The 12,705-nt window shown below is 58.6% G+C and carries 18 protein-coding genes; 14 read left to right on the forward strand and 4 right to left on the reverse strand.

The genetic code is table 11. From position 1 onward, the window contains the following. Positions 1 to 738, forward strand: coding sequence for an aspartate/glutamate racemase family protein (locus tag ALB80_RS16865; protein ID WP_050605334.1), 738 nt, complete (start codon positions 1 to 3; stop codon positions 736 to 738). Here ALB80_RS16865 and ALB80_RS16870 read toward each other — a convergent pair whose 3' ends face one another. Beyond that, the gene (locus tag ALB80_RS16870; protein ID WP_050605265.1) at positions 739 to 1,269 is read right to left on the reverse strand and encodes a prolyl-tRNA synthetase associated domain-containing protein; all 531 of its coding nucleotides are present in this window, start codon (positions 1,267 to 1,269) and stop codon (positions 739 to 741) included. 352 nt (positions 1,270 to 1,621) lie between these two features. Between ALB80_RS16870 and ffh the strand changes: the two genes are divergently transcribed. The 10 genes from ffh to ALB80_RS16920 all read left to right on the forward strand — a co-directional run bounded on the left by ffh (position 1,622) and on the right by ALB80_RS16920 (position 8,430). Further along, positions 1,622 to 3,130, forward strand: a complete 1,509-nt coding sequence (gene ffh, locus ALB80_RS16875; RefSeq protein ID WP_050605266.1) for a signal recognition particle protein — start codon at positions 1,622 to 1,624, stop codon at positions 3,128 to 3,130. Beyond that, the gene (locus ALB80_RS16880; protein WP_050605267.1) at positions 3,131 to 3,685 is read left to right on the forward strand and encodes a GNAT family N-acetyltransferase; all 555 of its coding nucleotides are present in this window, start codon (positions 3,131 to 3,133) and stop codon (positions 3,683 to 3,685) included. Beyond that, entirely contained in the window at positions 3,682 to 4,233 is a 552-nt protein-coding gene (locus ALB80_RS16885) for a GNAT family N-acetyltransferase (RefSeq protein WP_050605268.1), read from the forward strand. Before ALB80_RS16880 ends, ALB80_RS16885 begins: the two co-directional genes overlap by 4 nt. Beyond that, positions 4,230 to 4,526: a chorismate mutase gene (locus ALB80_RS16890; protein WP_050605269.1), complete on the forward strand. Its 297-nt coding sequence runs from the start codon at positions 4,230 to 4,232 to the stop codon at positions 4,524 to 4,526. The genes ALB80_RS16885 and ALB80_RS16890 overlap by 4 nt, the downstream gene beginning before the upstream one ends. A gap of 42 nt (positions 4,527 to 4,568) precedes the next feature. Further along, entirely contained in the window at positions 4,569 to 4,949 is a 381-nt protein-coding gene (gene rpsP, locus ALB80_RS16895) for a 30S ribosomal protein S16 (RefSeq protein WP_050605270.1), read from the forward strand. Between the two features lie 12 nt (positions 4,950 to 4,961). Next, the gene (gene bluB / locus ALB80_RS16900) at positions 4,962 to 5,597 is read left to right on the forward strand and encodes a 5,6-dimethylbenzimidazole synthase (RefSeq protein WP_050605271.1); all 636 of its coding nucleotides are present in this window, start codon (positions 4,962 to 4,964) and stop codon (positions 5,595 to 5,597) included. A gap of 148 nt (positions 5,598 to 5,745) precedes the next feature. Continuing rightward, positions 5,746 to 6,249 carry a ribosome maturation factor RimM gene (gene rimM / locus ALB80_RS16905; protein ID WP_050605272.1) on the forward strand — a complete coding sequence of 168 codons (504 nt, stop codon included), beginning with the start codon at positions 5,746 to 5,748 and terminating at the stop codon, positions 6,247 to 6,249. Then, a complete protein-coding gene (locus ALB80_RS16910; protein WP_050605273.1) occupies positions 6,249 to 7,058 on the forward strand; it encodes a hypothetical protein in 810 nt (269 codons plus the stop codon). Before rimM ends, ALB80_RS16910 begins: the two co-directional genes overlap by 1 nt. Positions 7,059 to 7,060: 2 nt before the next feature. Further along, positions 7,061 to 7,870 carry a tRNA (guanosine(37)-N1)-methyltransferase TrmD gene (gene trmD / locus ALB80_RS16915; RefSeq protein WP_050605274.1) on the forward strand — a complete coding sequence of 270 codons (810 nt, stop codon included), beginning with the start codon at positions 7,061 to 7,063 and terminating at the stop codon, positions 7,868 to 7,870. Between the two features lie 134 nt (positions 7,871 to 8,004). Beyond that, the gene (locus ALB80_RS16920) at positions 8,005 to 8,430 is read left to right on the forward strand and encodes a hypothetical protein (RefSeq protein ID WP_050605275.1); all 426 of its coding nucleotides are present in this window, start codon (positions 8,005 to 8,007) and stop codon (positions 8,428 to 8,430) included. Here the strand turns inward: ALB80_RS16920 and ALB80_RS16925 are convergent. Next, positions 8,427 to 9,227, reverse strand: coding sequence for a GH25 family lysozyme (locus ALB80_RS16925; protein WP_050605335.1), 801 nt, complete (start codon positions 9,225 to 9,227; stop codon positions 8,427 to 8,429). The genes ALB80_RS16920 and ALB80_RS16925 overlap by 4 nt on opposite strands. A gap of 370 nt (positions 9,228 to 9,597) precedes the next feature. Here ALB80_RS16925 and rplS point away from each other — a divergent pair, with 370 nt between their 5' ends. Continuing rightward, positions 9,598 to 9,981 (forward strand): 50S ribosomal protein L19, encoded by a 384-nt coding sequence (rplS, locus tag ALB80_RS16935; RefSeq protein ID WP_050605277.1) that lies wholly within the window; start codon positions 9,598 to 9,600, stop codon positions 9,979 to 9,981. Between the two features lie 11 nt (positions 9,982 to 9,992). Then, positions 9,993 to 10,214: a 50S ribosomal protein L31 gene (gene rpmE, locus ALB80_RS16940; protein WP_050605278.1), complete on the forward strand. Its 222-nt coding sequence runs from the start codon at positions 9,993 to 9,995 to the stop codon at positions 10,212 to 10,214. 72 nt (positions 10,215 to 10,286) lie between these two features. Here rpmE and ALB80_RS16945 read toward each other — a convergent pair whose 3' ends face one another. Together ALB80_RS16945 and ALB80_RS16950 are read right to left on the reverse strand one after the other, a co-directional pair. After that, positions 10,287 to 10,697, reverse strand: a complete 411-nt coding sequence (locus tag ALB80_RS16945; RefSeq protein WP_253276902.1) for a VOC family protein — start codon at positions 10,695 to 10,697, stop codon at positions 10,287 to 10,289. Positions 10,698 to 10,750: 53 nt separating this feature from the next. Then, positions 10,751 to 11,638: an AEC family transporter gene (locus ALB80_RS16950; RefSeq protein ID WP_050605280.1), complete on the reverse strand. Its 888-nt coding sequence runs from the start codon at positions 11,636 to 11,638 to the stop codon at positions 10,751 to 10,753. A gap of 218 nt (positions 11,639 to 11,856) precedes the next feature. On the opposite strand from ALB80_RS16950, the gene ALB80_RS16955 reads away from it, so the two are divergent. Next, positions 11,857 to 12,666 (forward strand): division plane positioning ATPase MipZ, encoded by an 810-nt coding sequence (locus tag ALB80_RS16955; RefSeq protein WP_050605281.1) that lies wholly within the window; start codon positions 11,857 to 11,859, stop codon positions 12,664 to 12,666. The last annotated feature ends 39 nt before the right edge of the window (positions 12,667 to 12,705 follow it).

A 12,705-nucleotide genomic window follows, 5' to 3' on the forward strand; every position in this document is an offset into this window, starting at 1 on the left:
ATGAAGAAAATCGGCATTCTGGGCGGTGTGGGCTGGGCCTCGACCGTCGACTATTACAGGGCGATTGCCGAAGGAGCCGGGCGTTATTTCGCGGAACGCGGCCATGGCTCTCCTTTGCCGATCCCTCCGATGACGATCGAATCTGTCACACAGGCCAAGACGCGCGCCTTGCGCGGTGTCGCCGGAGATGAGGCAAGCTGGGCGGGTTTTGATGCCGTATTCCGTGATGCACTGCTGACGTTGGAGCGTGCAGGCTGCGACTTCGGCATCATCGCGTCCAACACACCGCACGCACGGCTCCACGCGATCCGGCTGGGTGTTTCCATGCCCATCCTCAGCATCTTTGATGCAACCGCCGACGCCACGGCAGGAACTGGCGCGTCCGAGGCTCTGGTCCTGGGCACAACCGTTACGATGCAGGCCACCAACTATGCGGATCGTCTGGCCGCCGAGGGCATCACTGCAAATGAGCGGCTGCCAGAGCCCGAGATATCCGAGATGCAGGCCATGATCGACAGCGACTTCTACGGTGGCGCATCCGACACCGCGCGCGCGCGATTGCTGGCCTTTTGCAACAAACACGCCAGTCCGGGAACCGCGATCCTTCTGGCCTGTACCGAGCTGCCACTGGCTTTTCCGAACAATCTGGACGACCCGGTGTTCGAGGCTGACGGGCACATGTTCGTCAACCCGTCTGCCGCGCATGTCGCCGCCGCGCTGAAAGAGGCGCTTGAGTGATCAGGGCAGCCAGGTGATTTTGCAATCGATGCGATCAAAGAAAGCCATCATGTCGGTCTGTTTCAGGACGACAGTGCGGTCATTGACTAGCGGGTGCATGTAAATCACCTCGGCCTGTCGGGCCGCCGCGTCCATGAAGAACCGCACATCATTCTGAACCCCGTTGATCATCGCCAAAGGGCTGACCGCGCCGGGTCGAATGCCGAGGTTCTCTAGCAGCCTGTCCGCCGAGCCGAAGGACAGATTGCCAATTCCCAACTCAGCACCCAGCGCCTTAAGGTCGATCTCGCGGCTTTGCTCAAGTGTCACCAGATAGTTGCGCTTTTTCTTGTCGCGCAGATACAGGTTCTTGACCCGCAACGCATTCTCGCCCGGCACCGTGAATTGACCTTCGACGGACTTGGCATCCTCGACCGTACGCAGGGGCCCATGAGTATGCATACGATAGGCCAACCCCCACTCGTCCAGTTGCGCCAGCAATGCGTCGGAACTCAGCGGTAGTGTGTCCTGATAGGCGGATGAAGCGTCCATCCCGATCTCCTTGCGCAGAATTTCCTGCGCTGTGCCACAGAACGGACGCGCCCGCAATCAGCCGAATTACAGTTAAGAGCATTGGCCATTCCAAACCATAGATTCAAAGTGTACGCAGTTGACTCTGACGGCCATTCCGCCTAAAGCCCGGTCCAAACATCCGGAAGCGTCTGATCTTCCGGTCCCTTGAGTCGTTCAGGGATCGCCCCCCACCAGCGAGTTTCGCCCGTGGGGGCAATGCCATTTGGCATTACCCCCACGTCTAATTCAGTGGGAGGGGGCAATTGTGTACTCAACCGGTGGTTCCTACTTAGGAAGCGCCTAGTCAAAACCGGCGAAGGAGGCCGAAGGCATGTTTGAAAATCTATCCGAACGCCTCTCTGGCGTCTTTGATCGGCTGACGAAACAGGGTGCCCTGTCCGAGGAAGACGTCAAAACCGCCCTGCGCGAGGTTCGCGTTGCCCTGTTAGAGGCGGATGTTTCGCTGCCGGTGGCGCGCGAATTCGTCAAGAAAGTTCAGGAACAGGCAACCGGTCAGGCCGTCACCAAGTCGATCACACCCGGCCAGCAGGTCGTCAAGATCGTACATGACGCGCTGGTCGATACGCTGCGCGGCGAGGAAGACCCCGGCGCGCTGAAGATCGACAACCCGCCCGCCCCGATCCTGATGGTCGGTCTGCAGGGATCGGGTAAGACGACCACGACAGGTAAGCTCGCCAAGCGCCTGAAAGAGAAAGAGGGCAAGAAGGTTCTGATGGCCTCGCTCGACGTCTATCGCCCGGCGGCGATGGATCAGTTGGCGGTTTTGGGTACTCAGGTCGGCGTCGATACTTTGCCCATCGTTCCCGGCCAGTCGCCGGTCGACATCGCCAAGCGTGCCAAGCAGCAGGCAACGCTGGGTGGCTATGACGTCTACATGCTCGATACCGCGGGCCGTCTGCACATCGACGAAGTGCTGATGAACGAGGTCGAGCAGGTTCGCAACGTAGTTGACCCGCGCGAGACCCTGTTGGTTGTCGACGGCCTGACCGGTCAGGTCGCTGTTGAGGTGGCCGAGGAATTTGACGCCAAGGTTGGCATCTCGGGCGTGGTCCTGACCCGTATGGACGGTGACGGGCGCGGCGGTGCGGCGCTGTCGATGCGCGCAGTCACCGGCAAGCCGATCCGCTTTGTGGGTCTGGGTGAGAAGATGGACGCGCTCGAAACCTTCGAGCCGGACCGGATCGCTGGTCGTATTCTGGGTATGGGCGACATTGTTGCCCTGGTCGAAAAGGCCCAGGAAACGATGGAGATGGAACAGACCGAGCGCATGATGAAGCGCATGGTCAAAGGTCAGTTCAACATGAACGACCTGAAAATGCAGCTGGAACAGATGATCCAGATGGGCGGCATGCAAGGCATGATGGGCATGATGCCGGGTATGGGCAAGATGGCCAAGCAGATGGATCAGGCGGGGCTTGACGACAAGATCCTGCGCCAGCAGATCGCCCTGATCCAGTCCATGACCAAACGCGAACGCGCCAACCCGCAGCTGTTGCAGGCGAGCCGTAAAAAGCGGATCGCGGCAGGCTCGGGCATGGAGGTCAGCGACCTCAACAAGCTGCTCAAGATGCACCGGCAGATGTCGGACATGATGAAGAAGATGGGCAAGATGGGCAAAGGCAAGATGCTGAAACAGGCCATGAAGGGCATGTTTGGCAAAGGCGGCCCCTCGCCCGAAGACATGGCAGCAGGCATGGACCCCAAAGCGCTGGAACAGGCGGCCAAGGCGATGGGCGGCAAGATGCCCGGCGGCATGCCCGGCATGGGTGGCGGCATGGGTCTGCCCCCCGGGCTGAGCGGGTTTGGCAAAAAGAAGTAAATGACTACCCACGCGCTTCATATCCCTCAGCTTGAGACCGAACGCCTTATCCTGCGTGCTCCGTCCGAGGCTGATCTTGACGCAGACACCGCGTTCTTCGCCAGTGATGCTGCGAAGTATGTCGGCGGTCAGATGCGCCGGGATGAGGTGTGGCGCGTGATTGCCGCTCTGCTGGGTCACTGGACTCTGCGCGGCTACGGGTATTGGAGCGTCGATGAAAAAGACACCGGCACCTATGTTGGTCGTGTCGGACTCTGGTGCCCCGAAGGATGGCCCGAACCCGAAGTCGGCTGGACGCTGCTGAACCATGCCACCGGCAGAGGATATGCCACCGAAGCCGGGTTTGCGGCACGCAGCTATGCCTATGATGTTCTGGGTTGGGACACCGCGATCTCGCTGATCGATCCTGACAATCACGCCAGCATCGCCGTTGCCAAGCGTTTGGGCGCACAGTTCGAATACAACTACGAGCACCCCAAATATGGGATCTCGGAAATCTGGCGACACCCTGCCCCGGCAGATCTGGTGAACGGTGGAATGGAGGCCTACGCATGACCTCGTTCACTATCCCCACTGTCGAAACCGAGCGTCTGATCCTGCGCGCACCGCACCAGGACGACCTGCCCGCGATGACCGCGTTCTTTGCGACCGAGCGCAGCCACATGGTTGGTGGTCCGAAAGATGAGCTGGGAAGCTGGGACTCACTGGTCAAACGACTGGGTCATTGGGCACTCAATGGTTTTGGCCTTTGGCATCTGACCGAGAAATCGCGCGGCGTGTTCGTCGGTTGGGCAGGCATCATCTTTGCTCCGGGCTGGGATGAACCGGAACTGGGCTGGACCCTGATGGAGCAAGCCGAAGGCAAAGGTCTGGGATTTGAGGCCGCAGAAGCTGCGCGCGACTATGCGGCCCGTCATCAAGGCCTGAATGGCGTGATGTCCTACATCGCCCAAGCTAATGACCGCTCGCGCGCCTTGGCCGAGCGTCTTGGCGCGACCTATGAGCGCGAAGCCGAGCTGCTGGGTAAAAAAGCCCAGATCTGGCGGCACCCGCAAATCGATTTGTCTGAACCCGCTTTGACCACCGAAAGGACTGGCCAATGACCAACCCCGTGACACAGGCTGCCACGCTGTTGAAAGAGCATCGCGAAAGCATCGACCGACTGGACGCGATTCTTGTCTATACGCTGGGCGAGCGGTTCAAGCACACTCAGGCCGTTGGCAAACTCAAGGCTGAACACGACCTTCCCCCGTCCGATCCCTCGCGCGAAGCGGCGCAGATCGCACGGCTCGAAGACCTGGCGAAAGAGGCCGATCTGGACCCCGATTTCGCCAAGGCTTTCCTGAACTTCATCATTCAGGAAGTCATCCGACACCACAAGAAACACCAGAATTGACCGGGCAATTCCCGGCACACGCCATCTAAAGGAGATACCACCATGGCAATGAAAATTCGTCTCGCCCGCGGCGGCTCGAAAAAGCGTCCCTTCTATCGCATCGTGGCAGCCGACAGCCGCATGCCCCGCGACGGCCGTTTCATCGAGAAACTGGGCACCTACAACCCGCTGCTGCCGAAAGACAGCGAAGAGCGCGTGAAAATGGACATGGAGCGCATTCAGTACTGGCTGGATCAGGGCGCTCAGCCTACCGACCGTATCGCACGTATGCTGGAAGCAGCCGGCAGCCGTGACAAGGCCGAGCGCAACAACCCCAACAAGGGTACCCCGGGCAAGAAAGCTCAGGAGCGCGCGGAAGAGAAAGCGGCAAAGGCAGCTGAAGCTGCCGCTGCACCGGCTGAAGAAGCGGCTGCAGAAGAATAAGCAGGCGGGCGCGTGCGGAATCAAACCTTTACTGACGATTTTCGCACGCAGTTCGAGCTGTTGTTGCGGCTCCGGCGTGATGTGCGCCGGTTCCGCACCGACGCGATAGACGAGGCAGTGCTGGCGCGCTGCCTCGACGCATTTCGACTGGCCCCTTCGGTGGGGCTCAGCGAACCCTGGCGCGTGATCCGCGTCGAAAGCGACGCGGCACGGGCCGCAGCGTTGAAGAATTTTCAAACCGCCAATACCGAAGCTCTGGCGGGGTATTCCGGCGACAAGGCGCAGCTATACAGCCGCCTGAAATTGTCCGGGATGCAGGAAGCCCCTGTACAACTGGCCGTGTTCTGCGATGACAGCACCGACAAGGGCATGGGGCTGGGTGCAGGCACGATGCCCGAGATGCGGCGTTATTCCGTTGTGTCTGCCATAACCCTGTTCTGGCTGGCCTTGCGGGCCGAAGGGTTGGGTTTAGGTTGGGTATCTATTCTGGATCCCGAACAGATGATGCGCGATCTGAAGGCGCCGGAAGACTGGCGTTTGATCGGATATTTCTGTGTCGGCTGGCCCGAGCGGGTCTCGGACACGCCGGAACTTGAACAAGTCGGTTGGGAAAACCGGGCTGACGGTCTGAAAATCGAAACACGGTAAGGCCACATGTTCGGATTGATACGACTTCCCATTCTGCTGCTGATCGCCTTTATTGTTGGCGTGTTCTTCGAACGCAGCAATCAACGCGAAGCCTGCGAGGGGCTTGGGGAATGGAGAAACGGAATTTGTTTGACGACGGGCGCTTCCAATGAGTGATCTGATCTGCGTCGGCAGTGTTGCAGGATCTTACGGCGTACGCGGCGAAGTGCGCCTGAAAAGCTTTTGCGCCGTTCCCGAAGAAATCGAAGCGTATTCGCCGCTGACCGATGAGGCGGGTAAGGAACGCTATCCGGTTGTTCTGACACGCGCGATAAAGAACGGGTTTGCGGCCCGTCTGGGTGGGGTCGAAACAAAGGAAGAGGCCGATGCGCTGAACGGTCTGCGCCTGTTTGCACGGCGCGATCAGTTGCCGTCCTTGCCTGATGATGAGTTTTATCACACCGACCTGATCGGACTTGACGTTTATGACACCGGCGGCACGCTGCTGGGCAAGGTCAAATCCGTGCAAAATCACGGCGCGGCGGATTTGCTGGAACTGCATGGGCCAGGTTTGAAATCCACGGTTCTGCTGCCCTTTACGCTGCAAGTGATACCCACTGTAGATCTGGAGCAAGGCCGCATCGTGGCCGACCCGCCCGAAGGTCTGATCTGATGCGTCGGGTCTTGCTGCATCTGGGTTTGCACAAGACCGGCATGGCCGCCGCACAATCGTTTTTGCATGAAAACCGCGAGTTGATCTGGCCCCGTTACTCGCTGGTTCTTCCCTATAAAACGCGCAAGTTGGGGCTGAGCGAAGCGGCCACGCGCCATTCGATCTATCGTCTGGACGCAACGCTGGCAGGGTTTGGCGGGCAGATGAGCGAATTCCTTGATGGTCTGGATTTCGGAGCTCGTCGCGGGTTGATCGTGAGCGAAGAGAATTTTCTGGGCCTTCGCCCCAGCAGAAACAAAAGCGAAGGTTATGGGGCGGCACCGGAACTGGCAGAGACTCTGGTCAGCGTATTGCGCCGCCGTCTGCTGGGGCAGGAAGTCGAATTCACAATCTACCTGTCTTTGCGCCAGCAGGATCAATGGTTGCGCAGCCTTTGGGCCCATGATCTGCAGCATTCCCGCCTTGTTCAGGATCTGGACGCCTACTGCAACGCCCTTGCCCATCTGCCGCCGCTGCAGGACACGGTGGACAGGATCAGGGACCGGCTGCCTTCAGTCACCGTACGGACCGGGTGGATGGAAGAGGTTCAGAACCATAAGTTTGGTTCAGCTGCGCCTTTGGCGGAGTTCCTGGATCTGCCGCCCGAGAAAACAGCGCAGCTTGTTGGGCCCACGCGGACAAGCCCCAGGTTTTCTGCCGATACACTGGAAGAAATGCTGGTGCTGAACCGTTCATCGCTGGACGAAGGCGCAATGATCACCCAGAAGAAGGCTCTGATTCAAACCGCGCAGAACGAACTGGCCCGCTAGATATGACAGAAAAACCCAGCAAGTCCCATGGTCGCAAGGCGATCCGGCCCACCTTGAAGCCGCGTGAACTGATGACCCCGACCCCGGATCTGCATGGGGTCTGGAAAGCCAAGATCATTACGCTGTTTCCCAACGCCTTTCCCGGTGTGCTGGGCGAGAGCCTGACCGGCAAAGCGTTGCAGGAGGGGTTGTGGCAGCTGGAGACCGTGGATCTGCGGCCGTTCGGCGCCGGCAAGCACCGCAATGTTGATGACACGCCCGCTGGCGGTGGTGCGGGAATGGTGTTGCGTGCAGATGTTCTTGGCGATGCGATTGAACATACCATGGCTGATGTGCGCGGCAACTGGCCGCTGATCTACCTCAGCCCGCGCGGACGACGCATGGATCAGCGCATGATGCAGAACCTTGCCCGCTGTGACGGGATGACCTTGTTGTGTGGCCGGTTCGAAGGTGTGGACGAGCGCGTGCTGGAACATTACGGCGCGCAGGAAGTGTCACTGGGCGATTTCGTGATGACCGGCGGGGAAATCGCCGCGCAGGCCCTGATCGATGCAACGGTACGCCTGCTTCCCGGAGTATTGGGCAATCAGGCGTCGACCGAAGAGGAAAGCTTTTCCTCGGGCCTGCTGGAACACCCCCAATACACCCGTCCTGCAGATTGGAAGGGCCGTTCGATTCCCGAGGTTCTGATGTCAGGCCATCACGGCCGCATCGCGGAATGGCGCCAGAAGATGGCCGAAGATCTGACGCGTGAACGTCGCCCGGACATCTGGGCGGAATATCTGAAAACATCTGCCGAAAGCGCAGACTAAAGACGCGGTATGTGGCCGACATGCCGCAGGTTAAATGTTTGTCAGAATGCCATTTGAAGTTGTTTGTACCTCATTTTACTCACGTTTAAGTCCCATACAATTTTTGGGTAATTAAGAGTGAGACTAACAACATTATGAAGAAGTTATTGCTTGGCGCTTTGTTGGTTGCCTCGGCCTGCACCACCAAACCCCTCGGGACGTCTATTCCTACGCAAGCCGGACATAATTTGCACTCGGCGCGGGTCGCAGTCGATTCCTGCTCTCAAGAAGCGGATGAAGGCGGAAACAGCGCCGTCATTGGGGGCTATGCGACCAATATCCTTCTTTGGGGAATTATTGTCGGACCCGCCGTTACCGTTCCGATTCAGGACCAGTTGCGCGTACAGGGCGAAATCGATCAAGTGGACCGGTGCCTCCGCGAGCGCGGGTTTGAACGCCGCGAGCTGAGTGCAGGCGAGTCGTTCTGGCTGCGCAACGCGTACGGTGAAGAACGCGAACGACGACTGGGCCATCTGGTGACGGGCGGTACTATCGAGACCTACGGAACACCTAACACCTAATTCCCAGACTTCCAGCTGGCCCAAGCTTCCGGAGTTCCGTTGAACGTGTTGATGTCCACCCTGCCCTGAACACCCGGTACCAGCCCGGTGCCGGTGTATTGCCAGAACCGCCAGACAGTGCGCGGATAGACTTGGCGCGGGTGGCCGGCGACCGACCTCAGCCAGAATTCGGTCTTGGGCAAGCGTCCGATATCCGTGTCTGCGAAAAAGTCCACAGTAGTATAGACGATTGGACGTCGGCCATAGTGCCGTTCCAGAATGTCCAGGAACCGCTGCGCCTCGGCCCGAACGGTTCTGCCATCGGGCCGCAGCGTGCAGGTTTTGGAATGCGGCGTCCATTCCATATCCAGAACATGCGGTAGGTCTGCCCCTTTCGGAACGTTCTGGATGAACCAACGGGCCTGTTCACGGGCGGACCGGCAGAAATAATAATAGTGATAGGCCCCCCAAGGCACGCCTGCCGCCTGCGCGCTACGTCGATGTTCGTCGAACATCGGGTCGGCCACATCACCGCCTTCCGTCGCTTTCATGAATGCAAAGCTCACACCCGATGCTTTGGCCGTGCGCCAGTCTATCGGTCCCTGCCAGCGTGAGATGTCCAGCCCGTGGATCGGATACAATCCGGGATGGCGCCCCTCCCATTCATGTGGATCTGCGTCGCCAAAGTCAGGGTAGATTACGGACGGTGCAGTCCTGTCCACGCCCGGTGTGGATTCTACGACCTGCGGTTTCGGGCCACCGCGCCCGCAAGACATAAGCACAGCAGCCGTTATGGCCAGCATGAACGTAATTCGCATCATTGGATCCTGCCTGAAATTTCTGCTCTTTTAATTCCCCTTAGAATGCCTGATCTGACCATCATGACAACGGTGCAATTTCGGAAAGGCGGATTCCCACCGCCATGCCCCACAATTTGCACTTGATCCCAGCGCCCAATCCCCGTACACGACCGCAATCCGGTGCCGCATCCTGCGACTCCGGTGTTTTGGTTTGCATCGTGGCGTGACGCTCAGCTTTCTTCGGCCGGGACGTGTCAGATCTGACCAGACCCAAGGAACAGTCGATCTGATCTCTGGCGGGCTGCATGCAGGACCCGGTGAAGACCAAGAGCTCTCAGGCCGCGCCCAAACTTCGTGGACCAACCACGAGCAGATAGGAGTACCTGCGATGGACCTGATCGCACAGCTTGAGGCGGAACAGATTGCCGCCCTGGGGAAAGACATCCCCGACTTCAAAGCCGGTGACACCATCCGTGTCGGCTATAAGGTGACCGAAGGGTCGCGCACCCGTGTGCAGAACTACGAAGGCGTCTGCATCGCGCGCAACAACGGCACTGGCATTGCCGGCTCGTTCACCGTTCGCAAGATTTCGTTTGGCGAAGGCGTGGAGCGTGTGTTCCCGCTGTATTCGACCAACATCGACAGCATCACTGTTGTCCGCCGTGGCCGCGTTCGTCGCGCCAAACTGTACTATCTGCGCACCCGTCGCGGTAAGTCCGCGCGTATCGCGGAAGTCACCAACTACAAGCCCAAGGCTGGCGCCGAAGCGTAAGGAACGGAAAGATGAAAAAAGACATCCATCCCGATTATCACGTCATCGACGTCAAAATGACCGATGGCACCGTAGTTCAGATGAAATCCACCTGGGGCGCCGAAGGCGATCAGCTGGCTCTGGAAATCGACCCCTCTGTGCATCCGGCATGGACCGGTGGCTCGTCGCGCCTGATGGACGCCGGCGGCCGCGTGTCGAAGTTCAAAAAGAAATACGAAGGTCTGGGCTTCTAAGCCTGACTGGTATGAAATGCGAAAGGCCGCCCTTTGGGGCGGCCTTTTTTCTTGCCTGCGTTGTGTCCGGAATTATCCGAAGACGTAGAAGCAAAGCTTGTTGCCATCTGGATCCCGCACATAAGCACCATAGAACCGGTCCGGTACGCGCTGCCCGGGTTCGCCTTCGTCCGTCGCGCCAAGGCTGATCGCCTTGTCATACATTGTGGTGACAGCCTCTTTGGTGTCGGCGGCGAAAGACACCATATTGCCATTCCCTGACGCGCAGTCATTGCCATCATAAGGCTCGCAAACGGCCAGCATCGGTGCCGCCGGATTATTGCCGATAAAGGCAATGCGACCCGCGTCGATCAGAACCTGTGCGCCTTTATCCTCGAACAGCGAAGTATAGAATGTCTTGGCGGCGTCCATGTTGGAAACGCCGATGGTTACATATCCGATCATATGTGAGCCCTTTTGAATACTGCGTGATATCCGGGGCATAGTCTGTCAGGCTCCCGAGGGTTACAAGTCACGAAACCGGCATCGGTCGGGTGTCAGATCCAGTAGGACAGCGCCACCGGCAACACCAGTATTGTCGTCAGTGTCGAGACCAGAATAAAGCCCGCCACATCAGGCCCGTATTCCGGCACATGCTGATCGATGAAGAGATAGGTCGCCACCGACGACGGCATTAGGCAACACAGGATTACAGCACCCCGTTCCGGTCCTGTAAATCCGAACAACCAGATCAATGCGCTGGCAATGACAACAGCCATCACCAAATGAAAAAGCGTCAACAGGATCGACCGTCCCAGACTATTCACCTGCAATGTAGCCAGGGTGTGGCCCAACGTCAGCAGCATCAGTGGGATCGACAGCCCGCCCAGTATATCAAACGACTTCGAAATCGGCTGTGGCAGGCTGGTTCCCGTCGCCATCAGTATCAGCGAAAGCGCCACGGCATAAATGATCGGGGATGTGGCCAGTTTCTTGGGTGAAAACTCTCCGGCTGGAATCCACATGCCCACGGTGAAGATGCTAATCAGCACAACCACCACAAACGCCATGGTATAAGCCATGCCCGCGTCGCCCAAAGCCAGCAGAGTGATCGGCAAACCGATATTGCCGACATTTCCATGCATCAACGGCGTCAGAAACGCCCTGACCGGCAGGCGCATGACCTTGAGTGCGACAAACCCCAACACGCCAAACCCTGCCACTGCCAACGCGGCCGCAGTCATCACATCCAGAAAGGTGCCAACGGCAAGTTTGGTGGTCGAAAGATGCGAAATGATCAGCGTTGGATAACCAACTTTTGAGACGATGCCACCGATCACCTTGTTGTCGAATGGGGCGTGAATCAGCGCAAGGCCATAGCCGATCCCGGCGCAGATCAGAACCGGCAAAACCACGTTCAAAACGTTCAGGAACAAGTGTTCCAAGCCACATTCTCCCTGCCAGACCCGCATATGGACTGTGAATCAGGGCCGATACATTGGCAAGTGCCCGTCTGTAACCTGCGCACCACGCAGGGTTTTCCGATTTAGGGTCTGATATTGCCAGAAACCGCCGCTTGAGGTTCTTTTCTTCCAAGGCGACACAACATATAGTGGGAACCAACAACGTGTAGTTAAGCACGGCGGGACTTGGGAATACAAGCATGGCACATATCATTGTGGTCGGGAACGAAAAGGGTGGCGCAGGCAAATCGACCGTGTCGATGCACGTGGCGACCGCACTGGCCCGATTGGGACACAAGGTCAGCACGCTGGATCTGGACCTGCGGCAACGCAGTCTGGGACGCTATTTTGAGAACAGAAACAACTTCCTCAAAAGCTCGGACCTGACCCTGCCCGGCCCACGCCATCACGACCTGCCCGAGATCGACGCCGCCACGCTGAAGCCGGGCGAGAACATCTATGACCACCGCCTGTCCGCCGCCGTTTCGCAGTTGGAGAGCGACAGCGACTTCATTCTGATCGACTGCCCGGGCTCTCACACCCGGCTCAGCCAGGTGGCACATTCGCTGGCCGATACGCTGATCACGCCGCTGAACGACAGTTTCATCGACTTTGACCTGCTGGCGCGGATTGACTCAAAGGGCGAGAAAATCCTCGGCCCGTCGGTCTATTCCGAGATGGTCTGGAACGCGCGGCAGTTGCGCGCACAAGCCGGGCTGAAGCCCATTGACTGGGTTGTGGTTCGTAACCGGGTAGGCACGCAGCGGATGGTCAACAAGGAAAAGATGCAGCGCGCCATCGAGATGCTGTCGCAGCGCATCGGTTTTCGCGTCGCTTCGGGCTTTTCCGAACGGGTCATCTTCCGTGAGCTGTTCCCCCGCGGTCTGACCCTGCTGGACCTCAAGGATATCGGCGTCAAGCAGCTAAACATCTCGAATATCGCCGCCCGTCAAGAGCTGCGCGACATGATGAAAGAGCTGAACCTTCCGGGTGTTGAGATCGATTTTTGACCGGCTGTCTTGGCTGCCGCTTTGCGGACAGAGCCACCA

The sequence above is a fragment of the Ruegeria sp. 6PALISEP08 genome (assembly GCF_001238295.1).
Classification (GTDB): domain Bacteria; phylum Pseudomonadota; class Alphaproteobacteria; order Rhodobacterales; family Rhodobacteraceae; genus Ruegeria.

Bases quoted from the DNA above. Each gene is read 5' to 3' on its own strand.
- ALB80_RS16885 (WP_050605268.1), top strand. From the start codon at position 3,682: ATGACCTCGTTCACTATCCCCACTGTCGAAACCGAGCGTCTGATCCTG.
- ALB80_RS16865 (WP_050605334.1), top strand. From the start codon at position 1: ATGAAGAAAATCGGCATTCTGGGCGGTGTGGGCTGGGCCTCGACCGTC.
- ALB80_RS16955 (WP_050605281.1), top strand. From the start codon at position 11,857: ATGGCACATATCATTGTGGTCGGGAACGAAAAGGGTGGCGCAGGCAAA.
- ALB80_RS16945 (WP_253276902.1), bottom strand. From the start codon at position 10,697: ATGCCCCGGATATCACGCAGTATTCAAAAGGGCTCACATATGATCGGA.
- ALB80_RS16925 (WP_050605335.1), bottom strand. From the start codon at position 9,227: ATGCGAATTACGTTCATGCTGGCCATAACGGCTGCTGTGCTTATGTCT.
- rpmE (WP_050605278.1), top strand. From the start codon at position 9,993: ATGAAAAAAGACATCCATCCCGATTATCACGTCATCGACGTCAAAATG.
- rimM (WP_050605272.1), top strand. From the start codon at position 5,746: ATGAGTGATCTGATCTGCGTCGGCAGTGTTGCAGGATCTTACGGCGTA.
- rpsP (WP_050605270.1), top strand. From the start codon at position 4,569: ATGGCAATGAAAATTCGTCTCGCCCGCGGCGGCTCGAAAAAGCGTCCC.
- rplS (WP_050605277.1), top strand. From the start codon at position 9,598: ATGGACCTGATCGCACAGCTTGAGGCGGAACAGATTGCCGCCCTGGGG.
- ALB80_RS16880 (WP_050605267.1), top strand. From the start codon at position 3,131: ATGACTACCCACGCGCTTCATATCCCTCAGCTTGAGACCGAACGCCTT.
- ALB80_RS16870 (WP_050605265.1), bottom strand. From the start codon at position 1,269: ATGGACGCTTCATCCGCCTATCAGGACACACTACCGCTGAGTTCCGAC.
- trmD (WP_050605274.1), top strand. From the start codon at position 7,061: ATGACAGAAAAACCCAGCAAGTCCCATGGTCGCAAGGCGATCCGGCCC.
- ALB80_RS16910 (WP_050605273.1), top strand. From the start codon at position 6,249: ATGCGTCGGGTCTTGCTGCATCTGGGTTTGCACAAGACCGGCATGGCC.
- ffh (WP_050605266.1), top strand. From the start codon at position 1,622: ATGTTTGAAAATCTATCCGAACGCCTCTCTGGCGTCTTTGATCGGCTG.
- ALB80_RS16890 (WP_050605269.1), top strand. From the start codon at position 4,230: ATGACCAACCCCGTGACACAGGCTGCCACGCTGTTGAAAGAGCATCGC.
- ALB80_RS16920 (WP_050605275.1), top strand. From the start codon at position 8,005: ATGAAGAAGTTATTGCTTGGCGCTTTGTTGGTTGCCTCGGCCTGCACC.